Below are 18,261 nucleotides of genomic sequence, written 5' to 3' on the forward strand. Positions count from 1 at the left end.
ATCAGCCGACGTTCGGTCGGCTGCCCGACTGTCCGACCGGAACCCGACGGCGATGCTGTCGGTCGGGGGACCGGTCGGGGGGTCGGCCGGACGCGGAGGGAGCGGTTCATGGCGGGGGACGCCGGCTCAGGCGGAGCACGGGAAGTGCTGCTGGTGCTCGCGGTGGCGGGCGCCGGACTGGCGCTCGCCGCGGTGGCCGCGTTCGGGCCGTGGCAACCGTCCGACGACGGCCCGCAGGACCGTGGGGCCGCCCGCAGCTTCACCCCGGGGATGAGCGCCCCGCACGTCCCGTAGCCGCCCCGCAAGGGGGTGATGCCGGAGCCGGCCGGCTGCCTACGATGCGGCGGTGGACTCGTCGGTGACCGTTCGCGAGGCCCGGGTCGAGGACGTCGCCCGGATGGCACGCGTGCATGTCCGGTGCTGGCAGGAGACGTACCGCGGGCTCATGCCGGACGCGGTGCTGGACGATCCCGGTCTCCCGGCCTTCCGGGAGCGGTTCTGGACCGCCGCGTTGACCGACGAGCGCTACCGCGCGAACCGGGCGGCGGTGGCCGAGCGGCGGGGCGAGCTGATCGGGGTCGCGATGTCGGGCCCGCCGCTCGACGCGGAGGCGGCGTGGGCGAGGCAGCTGTACGTCCTCTATGTGCACGCGGCCGACCACGGCACCGGTGCCGGGCCGGCGTTGTTGCGGGCCGTCCTCGACGCGGCGGAGTCGGTGGCGCTGTGGGTCGCCGATCCCAACCCCCGTGCCCAGGCGTTCTACCGGAGGCACGGCTTCGTGGCCGACGGGACGACCCAGGTCCAGGACGGCGTACGCGAGATCCGCATGGTCCGCGACGGGCAGGTACGGCCGCCGGCGCCGTGACCGGGCGCGCGTCAGGGTGCCGTGGCCCGGTCGCTCAGCAGGTCGGCGAGCGTGGTCCGATCCACCACCAGGGCGATCGCGCCGTCCACCGCCAGCCACACGTCCCGCAGGCCGGTGGCCACGCCGTGGTAGCCGGCCCGGTCGGCGGGAATGCCCCGCACACTCGTGATCGCGCCACCCACCGCGCGCAGCACGTCGCCCACGCTGATCTCGTCCGGCGGGCGGGTCAGCGCGTACCCGCCCTCGGTGCCGCGATGGCTGTGCAGCAGTCCGGCCCGCCGCAGGTCGAGCAGGATCCCCTGGAGGAAGCTGAGCGGGATGTCCTGGCTCTCGGCCAGGCTCGCCGCCTTGACCAGCTCGCCGCCGCCGGCCGCCGGGTCGCCGGTGGTCCCGGCGACGTCGGCGACGGCGAGCATGGCCCGGAGCGCGTAGTCGGCGCGCGCGGAGATGTACACGACGTCAGTTGCCGGCCTGGTCCAGCACGCCCCAGCGGCGGCGGATCGCCTTGTCGGCGGCCCCGAACGCGGTGTCCACGAGCAGGCCCACCACCAGGATGACGATCATGATGGCCATCAGGCGTGGCGCCTCGCTCAGCTCGCGCGCGTACGTGAGCTGCGCGCCGATCGAGGTGCGGGTGGCGATGACCACGAGCAGCTCACCGGCCATCAGGCTGCGCCAGGCGAACGCCCAGCCCTGCTTGAGCCCGGCCACGATGGCGGGGAGCGCGGCCGGCGCGATCACGTACCGGTAGAGGTTGAGCCCGCGCGCGCCGAGGTTGCGGCCGGCGCGGACCAGCAGCGGCGGCACGTAGTCGACGCCGTGGATGACGCCGTTGGCGACCGACGGCGCGGCGCCGAGCACCACCACGAAGAAGATCGCCTGCTCGCTGAGCTGGAACAGCAGGATGGCCAGCGGGAACCAGGCGATCGACGGCATGGTCTGCAACGCGGTGATCATCGAGCCGAGCGCGGCCCGGAGCACCTTGACCCGGGCGACGCCCAGGCCGAGCAGCAGGCCGACGGCGACGGCCGCGGCGAAGCCGACAGCCGCCCGCCGGGCGGTCGTGGCCAGGCCCTCCCAGAGCGCCGAGCTGAGCAGGTACTCCCCGAGGTCACCGAAGACCACTGCCGGGCCGGGCAGCGCCCACGGCTCCTTCCACCCGGACCAGACCACCGCCTGCCAGATCGCCACGGCGAGCGCGAGCGCGGCGAACTTGGGCCAGGTGGCCGACCACAGGCGGCGTACCCGGGACGGGCCCTTCTCCCGGCCGGCGATCTCCAGCGCGTCGAGGCCGGAGATCTCCGCGTCGGCCCGTGCCGACGCGGACAGGGTGTCACTGGCCATGCCGGCCCACCTCCTTGCGCAGCCGGTCGGTGACCTCGGCGGCGATGGCCGAGACCTCCGGCGAGTCGATCCGCCGGGGGCGCGGCACGGCGACCTCGGTGGAGTAGATGATCCGGCCGGGCCGGCTGGAGAGCAGCACGATGCGGTCGGCGAGCCGGGCCGCCTCGCGGACGTTGTGCGTGACGAACAGGACGGTGAGCTTGCGCTCGGACCAGATCCGCTCCAGCTCGTCGTGCAGGATGTCGCGGGTCATCGCGTCCAGCGCGCCGAACGGCTCGTCCATCAGCAGCACCGGCGTCTCCAGCGCGAGCGTGCGGGCCAGCGCGACCCGCTGCCGCATGCCGCCGGAGAGCTGGTGCGGCCGCTTGCGGCCGAACTCGGACAGGTGGACCGTGCGCAGCAGTTCGGCCACCCGCTCCTTGCGCTGGTCGCGGGGCAGCCCGCGCAGCTTCAGCGGCACCTCGACGTTGCCCTCGACGGTCAGCCACGGGAACAGCGCCGGCTCCTGGAACATGAGTCCCGGGTTGACGCCCTCGCCCAGCTCGATCGCGCCGCCGCTGGCCCGGTCGAGCCCGGCGACCAGGTTGAGCAGCGTGCTCTTGCCGCAGCCGGACGCGCCGACCATGCAGACGAACTCGCCCGGAGCGACGTCCAGCGACAGCCCGTCCAGCGCCAGGACCGCCTGCTCGCCCTGGCCGTACACCTTGGTCACGCCGCGCAGCGCGACCGAGCCGGTCGCGCTGCGCGGGGTCGTGCTGGTCGACGTCACGGCTGGCTGACCTCGGCCTTGCCCTGCGCCTTGAGCACCTCGTTGAGGTACTTCAGGTCGTAGAGGCCGTTCAGGTCGACCGGCTGGGTGAGCCCGACCGCGACCGCGTGGTCCAGGCCGGTCTTCAGCGACGACGGGATCGGGTCGTTGGTGAACTCCAGCGTCGGCCAGGCCTGCTTGATCAGCTTGAGGTCCAGCGGCTTGCCGGTGATCTTGCCGATGTGGTCGGAGATGGCCTGCTGCGCCTCGTCCGGCTTGGTGTTGACGAACTCGTTCGCCGCGACCTGGCCCTCGACCAGCTTCTTCACCACGTCCGGGTGCGCCTTGAGGAACTTGGTGCTGACCAGCAGGTTGGTGATGACGAACTTCTTGTCCGGCCAGAGGTCGCGCTCGTCGACGAGCACCTTGCCGCCGGCGTTGATCAGCCGGGAGACGAAGGGCTCGGGCACCCAGGCGCCGTCGATGGCGCCGCTGCCGAACGTCTCGATCGTCTGCGCGTTCTCCTGCGGCACGATCTTGACGTCGCCGCCGCCCTCCTTGGTGGTCTCCAGGCCCTTCTCCTTGAGCCAGAAGCGCAGCGCCACGTCCTGGGTGTTGCCGAGCTGCGGGGTGGCGATCTTCTTGCCGCGCAGCTGCTCCACCGAGGTGATGCCGGGCTTGACCACGAGCGCGACGCCGCCGGACGCGGCGCCGGAGACGACCCGGACCGCCTCGCCCTTGGACTTGGAGAAGGCGTTCACGGTCGGGTTCGGGCCGATGTACGTGGCGTCGAGCGCGCCGGAGAAGACGGCCTCGATGGCGGCCGGGCCGGCGTTGAACGTCTTGGTGTCCAGCTCGACGTCGCTGCCGAGCTTCTCGGCGAAGATCCCCTTCTCCACACCGACCACGGCCGGGGCGTGCGTGATGTTGGGGAAGTAGCCCAGGCGCAGCGTCACCGGGCCGGACGCGGCGCCGGCGTCGCTGTCGTCGCCGCAGGCGGCGGTGGTGCCGAGCGTGGCCGCGCCGACAGCGGCCAGGGCCGCGAGGGTGGCCAGGCGGCGCAGGGGAAGCCCTCTCATCGAATGTCCAATCCGCAGTATTCCTATTTAGTTGGTAGGAAGAGTGGGCCAGCGGCCCGGTGGCGTCAAGCCCCGTCTCAGGGGCCGCGCCCCGCGACCTGGGATTTCCCGATAATTCCCACCTGTTCGGTGGAGAAGGCGTGGCCGGTCGGCCAGCCGCCGGGACCGCCGTCCGGTGGGCCGTGGCACACCGGCGGTAGAGCCGGTACCGAGGCGCTAATGTCGATCTCGTGCCGACGCGGAGAGCGAAGATCCCAGCGACGAAGTACCCGGTCGAACGGTTCACCCTCGACAACGGCCTGCGTGTGGTGCTCACGCCGGACCGCAGCGCCCCGGTCATCGGGGTGGCTGTGGTCTACGACGTCGGCATCCGCTCCGAGCCCGAGGGACGCACCGGGTTCGCCCACCTCTTCGAGCACCTGATGTTCCAGGGCTCGGAGAACCTGGAGAAGCTGGCCCACTTCCGGCACGTCCAGGGCGCGGGCGGGACGTTCAACGGCTCCACCCACCTGGACTACACCGACTACTTCGAGACGCTCCCCGCCAACGCGCTGGAACGCGCGCTGTTCCTGGAGGCCGACCGGATGCGCGGCCCCCGGCTGACCGAGGAGAACCTGCGCAACCAGGTCGACGTGGTCAAGGAGGAGATCCGGGTCAACGTGCTGAACCGGCCGTACGGCGGGTTCCCCTGGCTGACGCTGCCCCCGGTGATGTTCGACACCTTCCCCAACGCGCACGACGGCTACGGCTCCTTCGTCGACCTGGAGTCGGCCACCGTGGCCGACGCCGCCGACTTCTTCCGCCGCTACTACGCCAGCGGCAACGCGGTGCTCGCGGTCAGCGGCGACATCGACGTGGCCGAGGCGACCACGCTCATCGAGCGGCACTTCGGGGACGTGCCGGCCCGGCCCGCCCCGCAGCGGCCCGACTTCGCCGAGCCCGACCTGACCGCCGAGCGGCGCAACACGTACACCGACGCGCTGGCCCCGCTCCCGGCGGTGGCCGGCGCCTGGCGGGTGCCCGACCCGGTCAGCGACTTCGCCGGTTACCTGCCGTACGTGGTGCTGGCCGAGGTGCTCACCGACGGTGACGCCTCCCGGCTGGTCGAGCGGCTGGTGCAGCGCGACCGGTCGGTCACCAGCCTCGGCGGGTACCTCGGCTTCATGGGCGACCCGTTCGACGTGCGCGACCCCACCGCGCTGCTGCTCCAGGCGCACCTGCCGCCCGGTGACGACGTGGACAAGGTGCTGCGCACCATCGACGAGGAACTGGACCGGCTGGCGACCGACGGGCTGACCGAGGGCGAGCTGGCCCGTACCCAGGCCCGGATGGCCACCCACCTGCTGCGCGACACGGACGCGGTGCTCGGCCGCGCGTTGCGGATGGCGGTGCTGGAACAGCAGCGGGGTGAACCCGGCCTGCTCAACGACCTGCCCCGGCTCGTCGGCGAGGTCACCGAGGAGCAGGTCCGCGCCGCCGCCGCCACCCTGCGGCCCGAGCGCCGCGCATCAGTCGAGGTCGTCGCCGGAGGAGCCCGATGACTGCCACCGCCACCACCGCTGCCACCACCGTCCGGCCGCTGCCGGCGCTGCGCCCGAACCGCCGTCTCAAGGTGCCCAAGCAGGCCGAGCGCACGCTCGGCAACGGCCTCACCGTGATCGCGGTACGCCGCTCCTCCGTACCGCTCGTCGAGCTGCGACTCTGGATGCCGTTCGGGCGCACCCACCTGGCCCGCGGCGGGATGCTGGCGCAGACCATGCTCTCCGGCACCGAGGCGCACAGCGCCACCGAGCTGGCGGCCGAGTTGCAGAAGGTCGGCGGCGGGCTGACCGCCGGTCTCGACCCGGACCGGCTGATGCTCTCCGGCGCGGGCCTGGTCACCGGCCTGGACCGGATGCTGGAGCTGCTCGCCGAGGTGCTCACCGGGGCCACCTACCCGGCCGACTGGGTGGAGACCGAGCGGGACCGCCTGGTCGACCGCATCCAGGTCGCCCAGAGCCAGCCGTCGCACCTGGCCCGCACCGCGCTGCTCAAGCGGGTGTACGGCCGGCACCCGTACGCGGTGCAGACGCCCGACCCGGACCAGGTCCGGGCGGTCCGCCCGGCCGCGTTGCGCCGGCTGCACGCCGAGCGGGTGCACCCGGCCGGCGCGGTGCTGGTGCTCGTCGGCGACGTGGCGCCGGAGCGGGCGCTGGACGCGGCCGAGCAGGCGCTGGCCGGGTGGCGCGGTGACGGCCACGTCGCCGAGCTGCCCCCCGCGCCGCCGCTGGAACCCGGTCCGCTGCTGCTGGTCGACCGGCCCGGCTCGGTGCAGTCCTCGGTACGCCTCGCGCTCCCCGCGGTGCCGCGTACCCACCCGGACCACGCCGCGTTGCAGCTCGCCAACCTGATCTTCGGCGGCTACTTCTCCTCCCGCTGGGTGGAGAACATCCGCGAGGACAAGGGCTACACGTACGGGCCGCACTCGCTCGTCGAGCACTCGGTGGCCGGTTCGCTGCTCGTCGCCGGCGCCGAGGTGGCCACCGAGGTCACCGCGGCGGCGCTGGTGGAGACGAACTACGAGCTGGGCCGCCTGGCGACTGTGCCGCCGAAGGCCGACGAACTGGAGCAGGCCCGCCAGTACGCGCTCGGCACGCTCCAGCTCGGCATGTCCACCCAGGCCGGCCTCGCGTCGCTGACCAGCGCGTACGCCGGCAACGGGCTGCGGCTGGACTTCCTCGCCGAGCACGCCGCCCGGCTGGCCGCCGCGACCGTGGACGACGTGGCCGAGGTGGCCGCCCGCTACCTGGCCCCGGCCCGCGCGGTCACCGTCGTGCTCGGCGACGCCGAGCGGGTGGCCGACTCGCTCGCCGCGCTGACACCGGTGCGTACGGAATCCGCATGAGCGGCGAATCCGCCCCGCCGCTGGCCCGGTCGACGCTCGACCGGGCCGCGCACCGGCGTACCGATCCGGGCTGGCTGACCGAGGCGTGGGAACGGGCCCGGGTGTTGGTGCTGGACTCCACCGCCGAGGGGCGGGCGCTGGTCCGGGGCGCGCCCACCCCGCCGGAGCTGGTCCTGGTCGGCCCCGGCGAGCTGCCCGAGGTGCCCCGGTCGGTGCCGATGTTCCTCGGCGTCGAGCCGGACGGCGTACCCGTGTTCGCGGTGGACGGGCCGTTGCCGGCGCTGCCGGACACCCGTCCGGCCCACCTGCGCGAGGTCGGCCACCTGATGACCGACCGGGACGCGGGCCTGTTCACCACCGCGCTGGCGCTGCTCAACTGGCACCTGCGGCACGGCTACTCGTCGACCACCGGCAAGGCGACGAGCGCCGACGAGGCCGGCTGGTCGCGGATCGATCCGGACGGCGACCGGGTCTGGCCGCGTACCGACCCGGCCATGATCGTGCTGGTGCACGACGGGGTGGACGGCCCGGACGGCCGCTGTCTGCTCGGCAACAACGCGGCCTGGCCGCGCACCCCGGGACAGCGCCGCTACTCCTGCCTGGCCGGATACGTCGAGCCCGGCGAGTCGGCCGAGGCCGCCGTGCTGCGCGAGGTCCGCGAGGAGGTGGGCGTCCCGGTCGAGGAGATCGCGTACGTGGGCAGCCAGTCCTGGCCGTTCCCCGGCTCGCTGATGCTCGGCTTCCTGGCCCGCGCCGACGCGGACGCGCCGATCCGGGTCGACCTGGCCGAGATCGCGCACGCGCGCTGGTTCACCCGCCGGGAGATCGGCGCGGCGCTCGCGGACGAGCCGGTGCCGGTGGGCGGGGGAGACCGGCTGGTCCTGCCGCCGCCGTCCTCGATCGCGTTGTTCCTGGTGCACCGCTGGCTCGACGGCCACTGCTGACCCGCCCGACCCCGTCGGGTCGGCGGGTTCCGGCTGGGGTCGCGCCAGTTCGGGGAAGTGGTGTGGTCGAGGGCGGTGGAATGCAGCCACCTCCCCGAGCTGGCGAAGCCGCCCGGCCCGGGCCGGGCGGACACAGGCCGGGAGGACGCGGCCCCGACCCGGACCGTCGTTGCCGCGACGGTCCGGGTCGGGAACACGTGCCGTCGGGGCCGGGTGAGGCAGGAAAGCGGCGGGGGAGGCCGGTCCGGCCACGACGGACGTCAGCGTCCGGTCATCCACCGTCCCAGCGGTACGGGTGCCCGGGGGCGGGTTCCTCGATCGGCAGCACCTTGACCCGGTGCCGGCCCGCGCGCACGGCGCCGACCGCGGACAGCGCGCGGGCGAGCAGGAGTGCGGCGTCCCGGTCCTCGGCGTGGACGACCTGGCGGCGGGGTTCCGGCGTGCTCGTCTCGTCCCGCAGGCGACCCCCGCCCGCCCAGGCGGCGGCGATGTCGGCGTCGGCGACGGAACGGATCTCGGTGCGGACGATCAGGAACCGCATGGTGTCCCCCGGACAATCGGCGGTTACACGCTGGAACTTCCACGTCACTCCCGCGTCATGTTACGCCGATGTGTCCGCCCGGCAAGGGGAACGCGCCAGCTCGACCGATCGGGGGATCCCAGGTCAGCACCGTTGTCGGGGATGGACGCGCGAGGGGCCGCCGGCTCGCGCCGACGGCCCCCCGTGGTTCGCCGGATCAGTCCAGATCGAACTGACCGCTCTTCGTGCCGGCGAGGAAGCCGAGCCAGCCGGCCCGGTCGAACAGCAGGACCGGTCCGCTCGGGTCCTTGCTGTCCCGCAGCGCCACTGTGGCCGGCCCGGAGTCGAGCGGCGCGACCTCCACGCAGTTGGAGGTCTGGCTGCGGGTGCTCTTGCGCCAGGCTGCGCCGGCGAGCCGTCCCGACAGTGCGGTCGTGCTGGTGTGGATCTCGTTCATGGTGCTTGCTCCTGGTGAGGTGCTCCGATGGGACCGAGCGACGCCGGAGCGCGGACGGTGCCCGTACCGGATCACCGTTCCGTGGTGAGGCGCCCCGAGTCCCGGCGTCGCTGGGTCGGCGCCGTTGCCGGCCCGTACGCCACCGTGGACTCGACTGCCGTGCCGGTCAGCCGTCCCGTCGCCTCGATCAACCAGGAGAGGGTGTCCGATGCGGAGAGTGCCGACGAGCATAGCCACTCGAACACCACTTTATAGCGATTTAGGGTGTTTACCTCGGTCGACATGACGTCGGTGAACCCACCTTCGATGGCGAGTGTCTCCGGATCGAGGGGATCGGCGAACCGATAGACCGAGAACGCGGTCGGCGGAAGGTACCAGTCGCCGACCCGCGTGTCCCGCAGCAGCAGACGCAGCGTCACGTTCGGCAGCAGCGCCATCTCGCACAGGTGGACGAGCTGCTCGTGCAGCACCTCCGGCGGCCCGGCCCGCCGGCCGAGCGCGGCCTCCTCCAGCACCGCCGTGTAGCGGGGCACCTCGGGGGAGCGGGTCAGCAGCGACTGGCGGGCCTGCCGCGCGCGTACCTCGGTCTCCGGATCCTCGCTCTCCGGGTCGCCGGCCTCGGCGGCGACCTGCGCGGCGGACATGATCCGGTGCCGGGCGTACCCGGGCGTCTGCAACAGCCCCGGCACCAGCACCGGGTTGTACTCGGAGATCTCCGCGCAGCCGGCCTCCAGCTCGGCGAAGGCGCGCTGCTGCTGCGTCATCACCGGGAAGTTGCGCAGCCAGCCGCGCATGTCGCCGGCCTCGTGGGTGATCCCGGTCAGTTCCGCGCGCTGCTCCTCGTCGGCGCCGTAGAGCGTCAGCAACACGTCCACGTCGTCCGGGTCGGGACGACTGCGGCCGTTCTCCAGGCGGGACAACTTGGATGCGGAGGCCCAGCCGATCCGCTCGATGACCTGGTCACCGGTCAGACCGGCCTGTTCGCGGAGCCGACGCAGCTCGGTGCCGAGTCGACGGCGGCGCAGAATCGGGCCTGGTACGGCAGGAGGCACGGCGTCCTCTTTCCCGTCGACCGTCGCTTGACGCGACGGTAACTGTATGAAATTCGCCCCCCACGGTCAGTATGGACGGCGCGACCGGCGCCGGAGGTTCCGGCAAGGGCGTGTCACGAGACAAAAAGAGGACTGTGGAGGGCGCCTTCACCAGCGCCCGCCCCCGACGCGCCCCTGGTGGCGCACCCCCGCCGGAGGGAACCGATGCGCACCGTCCTGCGCCGCCCCGACTTCCGCCTGCTGTTCGCCGCGCTCGTCGCGAGCATGGCTGCGGAGTCGGTCCTGCTGCTCGCCCTGGCCGTCTGGGTCAAGGACCTGACCGGTTCGGACAGCATGGCCGGGGCGACCATCTTCGCGGTCATCGCGCCGATGGCGCTCGCCCCGCTGGTCGGCTGGGTGGTCGACCGCTACCGCAGGCGACAGTTCTTCATCGCCGCCAACCTGGTCGCGGCAGTGCTGCTCGGCCCGCTGCTCACGGTCCGGGACCGCTCCGACGTCTGGGTGATCTACGTGGTCGCCGCGCTCTACGGACTCTCGTACATCACCCTCACCGCCGTGCTCAACGGACTGATCCGGCATCTGGTTCCGGCCGACCTGCTGGCCGACGCGAACGGGCTGCTCCAGACCGTCCGGCAGGGCCTGCGGCTGATCGGGCCGCTGGCCGGGGCCGGTGTGTACGCCGCGGTGGGCGGCTGGCTGCTGGTCCTGCTGGCCATGACCGGCTTCCTGACCGCGGCGGCGGTGGTCGCGCGGCTGCGCGTGGAGGAGGGCACACCGGCGCGCTCCGGTAGCCGCGGGCCGTCCGAGCTGGGCGCCGGGCTGCGCCACCTGACCGGGGAGCCGGCGCTGCGCCGGGCGCTGCTCGGGTACGGGCTCGGCTCGCTGGTGATGGGCTTCACCGAGTCGCTGATCTTCGCGTACGTCGATCTGGGCCTGCACCGCGACGCCGCGTTCGTCGGCGTGCTGGTCATGGTGCAGGGCGTCGGCGGGCTGGTCGGCGGCCTGTTCTCGGCCGCCGTGGTCCGCCGGTTCGGCGAGGTCGGCGCGCTCGCCGCGGGCGTGACGTTCTTCGGGCCGGCCGCGCTGGCGCTGGCGTACCCCCGGTTGTGGCTCGGGGTGGTGGCGCTGCTGCTGGCCGGCCTCTCGCTGCCGCTGACCATGGTGGGGTTGAACACGCTGATCCAGCGGCGGACGCCGCCGCGGCTGCTCGGCCGGGTGACCGCCGCGTCGGAGGCGCTGGTCAGCGGGCCGCAGGCGCTCTCCATCGGCACCGGCGCGCTGCTCGTCGGCGTGTTCGACTACCGGCTGCTGTTCGCCCTGGTGGGGGCCGTCACCACGGCGGCCGGCCTCTACCTGTGGCGGGGCCGCGGGCTGACCACGCCGGGATCCGGACCGGTCCGGATCCCGGCGCCCCGCAAACCCGCCGACGACGGCGTGCTCAGCCGCGGCGGGTCCTGAACGACGGCGAGCGGCCGTACCCGGATCGGGTACGGCCGCTCGTGGCGTCGCGGGCGGATCAGCCGGGCAGCGCGGCCAGGTGCTGCTTGACCTGCGTGATCGAGGGGTTGGTCAGGGCGCTGCCGTCGGCGAAGCGCAGCGTCGGGACGGTCTGGTTGCCGCCGTTGACGCTCATCACGAAGTCCGCGGCCGTCGGGTCCTGCTCGATGTCGACCACCTCGTACGCGATGCCCTCCCGGTCGAGCTGCGACTTCAGCCGGTGGCAGTAGCCGCACCACGGGGTGGAATACATCGTCAGCATGGTCTGGTCCTCCAAGGGGTGGCTCGCGCCCGGTCCGATCAGGCCAGGCTAATCGCTGCAACGTCACACGATGCTGGGATGATTCCGTGCTGTGGGCGTTCACTCAGCGGCGGAACGGGTGCTGGCCGGGCTGGATCCGGAGCAGCGCTCCGCGGTGACCGCCCCGGCCGGCCCGGTCTGCGTCCTGGCCGGCGCCGGCACCGGCAAGACCCGGGCGGTGACGTCGCGGATCGCGTACCGGGCGCTGACCGGCGACATCGCCGGCCGGCATGTGCTGGCGGTCACGTTCACCGCCCGCGCCGCAGCCGAGATGCGCAGCCGCCTCGGCGTGCTCGGGGTGCAGGGTGTGCAGGCACGCACGTTCCACGCGGCGGCGCTGCGGCAGGTCCGTTACTTCGCGCCCCGGCTGCTGGCCGGGCGGGCCATGCCGGAACTGCTGGACAGCAAGGTGCGGGTGGTCACACTCGCCGCCGCCAAGGTCGGCCTGCGCGCCGACCGGGCCGCCGCGCGGGACCTGGCCGCCGAGATCGAGTGGGCCAAGTCGTCGCTGGTCGAGCCCGGGGAGTACGTCGTGGCCGCGGCCAAGGCGCTGCGCGAGACGCCGTACGAGCCGGCCCGGGTGGCGGACGTGTTCGACGCGTACGAGCGGCTCAAGCGCGGCAACGGGGTGATCGACTTCGAGGACATGCTGCGCGCCGCGGTCTGGGGCATCGAGGAGCACCCGGACGTGGCCGAGCAGGTGCGCAGCCAGTACCGGCACTTCGTGGTCGACGAGTACCAGGACGTCAACCCGCTCCAGCAGCGGCTGCTGGAGGCGTGGCTGGGCGGCCGGGACGACCTGACAGTGGTCGGCGACGCCAGCCAGACGATCTACTCGTTCACCGGCGCCACCTCGTCGTACCTGGTCGACTTCCCCCGCCTGCACCGGGGCGCGACTGTGGTCCGGCTGGTCCGCGACTACCGCTCCACCCCGCAGGTGGTCGGGCTCGCCAACGCGGTGATCTCGCAGGCCCGGGGCGCCGAGGCGCGGCTTCGGCTGGAGCTGCACGGCCAGCGCCGGCCCGGCCCGGAGCCGGAACTGCGGATCTTCACCGACGAGCCGGCCGAGGCGAACGCGGTCGCCGCGCGCTGCCGGGCGCTGGTGGCGGGCGGCACCCCGGCGCGGGAGATCGCGGTGCTGTTCCGCACCAACGCGCAGTCCGAGGCGTACGAGAAGGCGCTCTCCGAGGCCGGCGTGCCGTATGTGCTCCAGGGCGCGGAGCGGTTCTTCGAGCGGCCCGAGGTGCGCCAGGCGATGATCGCGTTGCGTGCCGCCACCCGGTCGGCCGACCCGGGCACCCCGTTGCCGGCCACCGTGGTCGAGGCGCTCACCGCCGTCGGCTGGGCGCCCGACTCGCCCCCGCCGGGCGGCGCCGCGCGCGAGCGGTGGGAGGCGCTCGCCGCGCTGGTCCAGCTCGCCGAGGAGTACGCGGCGGAAGCCGAGGACGATCCCGGCCTGACCGGGTTCACCGAGGAACTCGCCCGGCGGGCCGCCCAGCAGCACGTGCCCACCGTCGAGGGCGTCACGCTCGCGTCGCTGCACTCGGCGAAGGGGCTGGAGTGGGACGCGGTGTTCCTGGTCGGGCTGGCCGAGGGCACGCTGCCCACCACGTACGCGAAGACCATGGAACAGGTCGAGGAGGAACGACGGCTGCTCTACGTCGGGATCACCCGAGCCCGGGAGTGGCTCTGGCTGTCGTACGCCACCGCGCGCTCGCCGGGCGGGCGGGCCCGGCGTCCCTCCCGGTTCCTGCCCCAGCTCGACCGGTCCGGCGGCGGTGAGCGGGCCGGCGGCGCCGGGCCGGCGCGGCGGGCCGAGCGGCGCCGGCCGCAGGTGGTCTCGTGCCGGATCTGCGGCGCCACGCTGCTCGCCGGCGCGGACCGCAAACTGGGCCGCTGCCCGACCTGCCCGTCGGACATCGACGAGGAACTGTACGAGCGGCTGCGCGAGTGGCGGCAGCGGGTGGCGGGCGCGCAGAAGGTGCCGGCGTACGTGGTCTTCACCGACGCCACGCTCACCGCGCTGGCCGAGCGGAAGCCCGGCCGCACGGAGGAGCTGGTGGCGATCGCCGGGATCGGGCCCCGAAAAGTCGGTCTTTATGGGGATACGGTGCTCGCCCTGGTGGCGGGCGCCACGGTCGACGCTGTCTGCCCACAGAAAACTTCTGAAAAGTAGCCGTAAATCGTTTGCCCTCGCCCGAGGGCGAGGAATAGCCTCATGACACACCTCGCGAGCGGCGCCGTTCTGGCTGCTCAAAGGGGATGAGTCCACGGTCGGCACGAGGAGAGTAGGGAGGTGGCACCAATGAAGATCTTCACTTATGAGCGTCTTGCGGCGATGCCGTCTGCCGTCGCTCCGCTGTCGGCTGTCCGGGTGGCCCTCGCCGCTCGACCGTCGGCTCCGCAGGTGCACCAGGTTCAGGTTCAGGCCGAGCTGACCCTGACCGTTGCGCCGATCGCCGGAGTCGAGGGGACCAGTGGCTTCGCGGGCAAGGGCATCGATGGCGCCAAGAAGCGCACGGATGTCCGCGGTGTTCCACCTCGAGGTAGACCGGTCTGATCCATCAGACCACCGGCTCACCTCGAGGCCGCGGAACCCGCATACCGGGATCCGCGGCCTCAGTTTTTTGTCCCGCCGAAGTACGTCGGAATGCGATCCACGAGATCGAAGTGAGAGAGAGGTGACCGGAGGATGAGTCTGGCGTTGGCCCCGCTCGACGTGAGCGTCGACGTGGAGGCGAACCTGCCCTGCCGGAAGTTCGACCCCGACCTGTGGTTCTCCGACTCGCCTGCCGAGCTCGAGCTGGCCAAGTCGCTCTGCGGGGACTGCCCGCTGCGCGTCGAGTGCCTGGCCGGGGCGGTGGAGCGAGCCGAGCCCTGGGGCGTCTGGGGCGGCGAGATCTTCGAGCGTGGCGCGGTCGTCCCGCGCAAGCGGCCCCGTGGCCGTCCGCGCAAGGAGGACCTCGCCCGAGACGCGCAGCTCCGGGTCGAGGCGGAGGCGCGACTGGCGGCCAGCGGGCTGTCCGAGTCGCGAAGCTCCGTCCGGCTGGCAGCCTGACACACCTACGTTCCGAGCCCGAACCGATGCCGGTGTCCCTCCACCGGCCGACCTGAGAGAGAAATTCTGATGCTGAACCTGCCGAACGGATTCGAGATGCAACTACTCCACGAAGCGTTGTCCAGGGCCCGAATGCGCCGGCCTCAGGCCGGTCGCAACACCACGAGCACTGAGGCAACCCGTTCCGCCCGTACCGTCGCCATGCGGGGTCGCAGCCAGTCGGCCCGCGACCTGGGCGTTCTGTAGAACGATCGCGTGAGGAAGGGGCGGTGACCGACAGGTCACCGCCCCTTCGCCGTGCTCGTCGCCGGCCCCGCCCGCTCGCCGGCCCGCTTCCGGCCGGCCGCGCTCAGGCCACCGGCGCGAAGCCCGGTAGCCAGCGTTCCAGGATCGACCGGTAGGACGCCTTCGCCTCCAACTGGCAGAGCACCCCGATCGACCCCAGCGTGACCCGGTGGATCATCAGGTACGACGGGGGCAGGTTGAGCTGCCGGCTGAGCTGGTAGGCGGGGGAGCGAGGGCTGGCCAGCCGGGTCGCCTCGCCGCGCAGCCAGGCCCGGGTGAAGCGGAACTCGTCCGCGGCGATCGGCTCCAGCATCGGACGCAGGAAGTCCAGCACCGCCGGGGCGTCGATCGACTCGGTGCGGCTGACGAAGCCCTCGGCGCGCAACCCCTCCACCACCGCGTCGGCGTCCCCGCGCAGCGCCAGCGCCGCGATCCGGCCGATCGGCTCGGGCGTGCCCTGCGGCATCCGGGCCACCGCCCCGAAGTCGATCACGCCGAGCCGGCCGTCCGGCAGCAGCCGGAAGTTGCCCGGGTGCGGGTCGGCGTGCAGCAGCCCGGCCCGCTCCGGCGCGGACAGGTGCAGCTCCGCCATCAGCCGGCCGGCCTCGTCGCGCTGCTCCTCGGTGCCCTCCCGGATGATCTGGGACAGTGGGATGCCCTCCACCCACTCGGTGATCAGCACCCGTGGCGCGGCGTCGAGCACCTCCGGGATGAAGATGTCCGGGTCGTCGGCGTACGCGGCGGCGAACGCCCGCTGCGACTCCGCCTCCAGCTCGTAGTCCAGCTCCTCGGTGATGCGCTCGCGCAGCTCGGCCAGGAGCGGCTTCACGTCCAGCCCCGGCTGGATGGCCCGGAACATGCCGCCGAGCCGGGAGAGCTGCTTGAGGTCGGCCAGCAGGGCGTCACCGGCGCCCGGGTACTGGATCTTCACGGCCACGTCCCGGTGCCGAGGGCCGCCTGCCGCTTCGTAACCCGGGTCGCGCCAGACCGCCCGGTGCACCTGACCGATGCTCGCCGCGGCGGCCGGGGTGTCGTCGAACTCGACGAACCGGTCGCGCCAGTCCGGGCCGAGCTGCTCGGCGAGCACCTTGTGCACAGTCGCCGCCGGCAGCGGCGGGGCAGCCTCCTGGAGCTTGGTCAGCGCCTGCCGGTAGGGCGCGGCGACCTCCTCGGGCAGCGCCGCCTCGAACACCGACAGGGCCTGGCCGAACTTCATCGCCCCGCCCTTGAGCTGCCCGAGGACGCTGAACAACTGCTCGGCGGTGCGCTGCTGGATCTCGGCGGAGATGACGTCGGACGCGAGGCCGGTCACCCGCTTGCCCATGCCGAGGACGGTTCGACCGGCGAACCCGAGCGGCAGGGCGGCGAGTTTGGCGGTGCGGGACACGGCCCGGCGCGGGATGTCGGTCACCCGGCCATTGTTACCGACTCGGGGCCTCCGCTGCTGCCGTGCGGCCGGTAGCGGTCGGGGCCGACCGGATCGGGCGACGCCGGCAGCAACCGCAGGAGGGGTGCGGCGGCCACCGTCGGTAGCGGACCCGACCCGGACCGCGGATCTCCACCGCGCCGCCGAGCGTCTCCGGCTGGGCGCCGTCGAGCTGGGCCAGCACCTCGGCCGTCGCGAAGGCCGCCGCGGCGAGCCCGGTGGCGGCGGCGCAGGCCCGCTCGCCCCGGTCGGCGGCGAGCTGGGCGGCCAGCGCGGGCCAGTCCGGATCCCGGTCGCCGCGGTGCAGGTCGAGGCAACGCAGGCAGGGACCGACGGGCGGGCGGACCAGCGGACCGACCACCGGTACGCCGCCCCGCAAATCGAGCAGCAGGTGCGGCTGGCGCCGGCGGGCGTACCCGGTGGCGAGCAGTTCGGCCGGACGGTCGACGCCGAGCTGCACCACCAGATCCGGCCGGGCCGGCCGGGACGGGCCGGTGACCGTTCCGGGCGCGCACCGCGCAAGCGCCGCGCGTACCGCCGGGGCCAGCGGCCGGCCCAGCTCCGCGGCGGTCAGGCCGGTCCCGACCAGGTCACCGGCGCCGACCGGGCCGGCCAGATCGGGTACGACGTGCCCGACCCCGGCCTGGGCCAGCGCGACGGCGACCGCCGCGCCGAGCCGTCCCGTGCCGGTGACCAGCACCCGGGCGGCACGGCGGCGGCGCAGCAGCCGCGCCGGTGTGCCGGGCAGGTCGGGCGACGCGAGCGCCAGCGCGGCGGCCTCGGCGGCCAGCCGGGCCCGGGCCGGGCCGGTGAGGTCACGGGGGAGCAGGGCCTGCGCCGGCACCACCAGCCCGGCGCCCCGGAGCGTGTCGAGCAGGGCGCGTGCCTCATCGGGCGGAACCCGGGCGGCGCCCGCCCCGGCCAGCACGGCGCGTTCGCTGCGGGTGCCGTCGAGCAGGTCGAGCAGGCGGGCCGTCCCCGGCGAGGACATCTCCAGCAGCACCGCGCGGCCGGGCGGCTCGCCGAGCTGGAGCGTGTGCCGGTCGCGCCAGAGCCGGGTCAGGCCGGGCAGCAGGACGGGACGGACGAGCGGCGTCGGATCGGTCACGCCACTGATCGTGACCGTCTCCACGCGCTCCGTGGCTCGTTGTCCACAGGTGCGGCGAGCCGTGGCCAGCGTTGTCCACAGGATCTCGCCGGTTTTCCACAACTAGCCGGTAACTCTGTCGGCTACACGACGGGGGAGGACGGCCACCGGCCGTCCTCCCCCGTGTCGGCCGTACGGGTCAGACCTTGGCCTTACCCAGGATGCGGTTCACTGTTGTGCCGCACACCGGGCACTTGCCCTTGGCCATGTTCATGCCGGTCTTCGAGACCTCCACGTGCCCCTCGAAGTCCCGCTTCTCCTTGCACTTCACGCAGTAACCGTTGTAGGTCTGGGCCTGGTCGGCCACGGTAGCCTCCTCGTCTCGTCCGCCGGAGGTGTCCCGGCGGGTCTCCCTGCGGCGGTCCACGCGTGGCCCGGCGCCGGGGGGTTCTCCGCGGTCAGTCACCTGACCGTGGTTGGCGGACCCTACCCAGGTCTGGGCGGTTCCATGTCAGCTGTGCGCCGACTCTGTGAGCAAGTCGACGTCGAGAGTGTGCATGCCGAGTAACGTCGGATAAGTCAGTTTCGCGCGGACACGCCGGATGAATGCACCCAGATCCGCTTCGCGTGGCCCCGCCGACTGTCACTCGTCGTAGATCACTTAACGTGAACAGGGCCGGTCAGGTGATGGTCAGCTACCGTCGCAAAGAATTT

General features: G+C 73.2%; 20 protein-coding genes. 9 read left to right on the top strand and 11 right to left on the bottom strand.

Annotated elements, in window-relative coordinates:
* Positions 1–108 precede the first annotated feature (108 nt).
* A complete protein-coding gene (locus tag ACN27C_RS13075) occupies positions 109–294 on the top strand; it encodes a hypothetical protein (RefSeq protein ID WP_120573240.1) in 186 nt (61 codons plus the stop codon).
* 52 nt (positions 295–346) lie between these two features.
* Positions 347–865, top strand: coding sequence for a GNAT family N-acetyltransferase (locus tag ACN27C_RS13080; protein ID WP_422751240.1), 519 nt, complete (start codon positions 347–349; stop codon positions 863–865).
* Between the two features lie 11 nt (positions 866–876).
* Here the strand turns inward: ACN27C_RS13080 and ACN27C_RS13085 are convergent, their stop codons facing one another.
* Genes ACN27C_RS13085 through ACN27C_RS13100 form a run of 4 tightly spaced genes read right to left on the bottom strand, consistent with a single transcriptional unit; the run spans position 877 to position 4,036 of the window.
* Positions 877–1,320 carry an RrF2 family transcriptional regulator gene (locus ACN27C_RS13085; RefSeq protein ID WP_120573241.1) on the bottom strand — a complete coding sequence of 148 codons (444 nt, stop codon included), beginning with the start codon at positions 1,318–1,320 and terminating at the stop codon, positions 877–879.
* A gap of 4 nt (positions 1,321–1,324) precedes the next feature.
* On the bottom strand, positions 1,325–2,209 hold the full coding sequence (locus ACN27C_RS13090; RefSeq protein ID WP_120573242.1) for an ABC transporter permease: 885 nt from the start codon (positions 2,207–2,209) through the stop codon (positions 1,325–1,327).
* Positions 2,199–2,978, bottom strand: a complete 780-nt coding sequence (locus tag ACN27C_RS13095) for an ABC transporter ATP-binding protein (RefSeq protein WP_121686380.1) — start codon at positions 2,976–2,978, stop codon at positions 2,199–2,201. The genes ACN27C_RS13090 and ACN27C_RS13095 overlap by 11 nt, the downstream gene beginning before the upstream one ends.
* Positions 2,975–4,036 (bottom strand): ABC transporter substrate-binding protein, encoded by a 1,062-nt coding sequence (locus tag ACN27C_RS13100; protein WP_120573244.1) that lies wholly within the window; start codon positions 4,034–4,036, stop codon positions 2,975–2,977. Before ACN27C_RS13100 ends, ACN27C_RS13095 begins: the two co-directional genes overlap by 4 nt.
* A 230-nt stretch (positions 4,037–4,266) precedes the next feature.
* On the opposite strand from ACN27C_RS13100, the gene ACN27C_RS13105 reads away from it, so the two are divergent.
* The 3 genes from ACN27C_RS13105 to nudC are packed head-to-tail and all read left to right on the top strand — an operon-like array spanning position 4,267 to position 7,864.
* Positions 4,267–5,577, top strand: coding sequence for a M16 family metallopeptidase (locus ACN27C_RS13105; protein ID WP_422751241.1), 1,311 nt, complete (start codon positions 4,267–4,269; stop codon positions 5,575–5,577).
* The gene (locus ACN27C_RS13110) at positions 5,574–6,920 is read left to right on the top strand and encodes a M16 family metallopeptidase (protein ID WP_121686383.1); all 1,347 of its coding nucleotides are present in this window, start codon (positions 5,574–5,576) and stop codon (positions 6,918–6,920) included. Before ACN27C_RS13105 ends, ACN27C_RS13110 begins: the two co-directional genes overlap by 4 nt.
* A complete protein-coding gene (nudC, locus tag ACN27C_RS13115) occupies positions 6,917–7,864 on the top strand; it encodes an NAD(+) diphosphatase (RefSeq protein ID WP_422751242.1) in 948 nt (315 codons plus the stop codon). Before ACN27C_RS13110 ends, nudC begins: the two co-directional genes overlap by 4 nt.
* Positions 7,865–8,135: 271 nt before the next feature.
* Here nudC and ACN27C_RS13120 read toward each other — a convergent pair whose 3' ends face one another.
* The 3 genes from ACN27C_RS13120 to ACN27C_RS13130 all read right to left on the bottom strand — a co-directional run bounded on the left by ACN27C_RS13120 (position 8,136) and on the right by ACN27C_RS13130 (position 9,893).
* Positions 8,136–8,405 (bottom strand): hypothetical protein, encoded by a 270-nt coding sequence (locus ACN27C_RS13120; protein ID WP_120573248.1) that lies wholly within the window; start codon positions 8,403–8,405, stop codon positions 8,136–8,138.
* 196 nt (positions 8,406–8,601) lie between these two features.
* The gene (locus ACN27C_RS13125; protein WP_120573249.1) at positions 8,602–8,841 is read right to left on the bottom strand and encodes a DUF397 domain-containing protein; all 240 of its coding nucleotides are present in this window, start codon (positions 8,839–8,841) and stop codon (positions 8,602–8,604) included.
* Positions 8,842–8,912: 71 nt separating this feature from the next.
* Positions 8,913–9,893 carry a helix-turn-helix domain-containing protein gene (locus tag ACN27C_RS13130; protein ID WP_121686386.1) on the bottom strand — a complete coding sequence of 327 codons (981 nt, stop codon included), beginning with the start codon at positions 9,891–9,893 and terminating at the stop codon, positions 8,913–8,915.
* Positions 9,894–10,097: 204 nt separating this feature from the next.
* Between ACN27C_RS13130 and ACN27C_RS13135 the strand changes: the two genes are divergently transcribed.
* Positions 10,098–11,351, top strand: coding sequence for an MFS transporter (locus ACN27C_RS13135; RefSeq protein WP_422751243.1), 1,254 nt, complete (start codon positions 10,098–10,100; stop codon positions 11,349–11,351).
* Between the two features lie 58 nt (positions 11,352–11,409).
* Here ACN27C_RS13135 and ACN27C_RS13140 read toward each other — a convergent pair whose 3' ends face one another.
* Positions 11,410–11,652 (bottom strand): mycoredoxin, encoded by a 243-nt coding sequence (locus tag ACN27C_RS13140; RefSeq protein WP_018784736.1) that lies wholly within the window; start codon positions 11,650–11,652, stop codon positions 11,410–11,412.
* A gap of 91 nt (positions 11,653–11,743) precedes the next feature.
* Between ACN27C_RS13140 and ACN27C_RS13145 the strand changes: the two genes are divergently transcribed.
* The 3 genes from ACN27C_RS13145 (at position 11,744) to ACN27C_RS13155 (ending at position 14,749) form a co-directional block, all read left to right on the top strand.
* Complete coding sequence (locus ACN27C_RS13145) at positions 11,744–13,867, top strand: ATP-dependent DNA helicase UvrD2 (RefSeq protein WP_422751244.1); 2,124 nt, start codon at positions 11,744–11,746, stop codon at positions 13,865–13,867.
* Positions 13,868–13,996: 129 nt separating this feature from the next.
* Positions 13,997–14,251 (top strand): hypothetical protein, encoded by a 255-nt coding sequence (locus ACN27C_RS13150; protein ID WP_120573254.1) that lies wholly within the window; start codon positions 13,997–13,999, stop codon positions 14,249–14,251.
* Between the two features lie 132 nt (positions 14,252–14,383).
* A complete protein-coding gene (locus tag ACN27C_RS13155; RefSeq protein ID WP_013288404.1) occupies positions 14,384–14,749 on the top strand; it encodes a WhiB family transcriptional regulator in 366 nt (121 codons plus the stop codon).
* Positions 14,750–15,098: 349 nt separating this feature from the next.
* Here ACN27C_RS13155 and ACN27C_RS13160 read toward each other — a convergent pair whose 3' ends face one another.
* The 3 genes from ACN27C_RS13160 to ACN27C_RS13170 form a co-directional block, all read right to left on the bottom strand.
* Positions 15,099–16,445: an ABC1 kinase family protein gene (locus ACN27C_RS13160; protein WP_120573255.1), complete on the bottom strand. Its 1,347-nt coding sequence runs from the start codon at positions 16,443–16,445 to the stop codon at positions 15,099–15,101.
* Between the two features lie 10 nt (positions 16,446–16,455).
* A complete protein-coding gene (locus ACN27C_RS13165; protein ID WP_162959306.1) occupies positions 16,456–17,568 on the bottom strand; it encodes a hypothetical protein in 1,113 nt (370 codons plus the stop codon).
* Between the two features lie 178 nt (positions 17,569–17,746).
* A complete protein-coding gene (locus ACN27C_RS13170; protein ID WP_007464795.1) occupies positions 17,747–17,914 on the bottom strand; it encodes a DUF5679 domain-containing protein in 168 nt (55 codons plus the stop codon).
* Positions 17,915–18,261 lie beyond the last annotated feature (347 nt).

The sequence above is a fragment of the Micromonospora sp. WMMD1219 genome, from assembly GCF_049315215.1.
Taxonomy (GTDB): domain Bacteria; phylum Actinomycetota; class Actinomycetes; order Mycobacteriales; family Micromonosporaceae; genus Micromonospora; species Micromonospora tulbaghiae.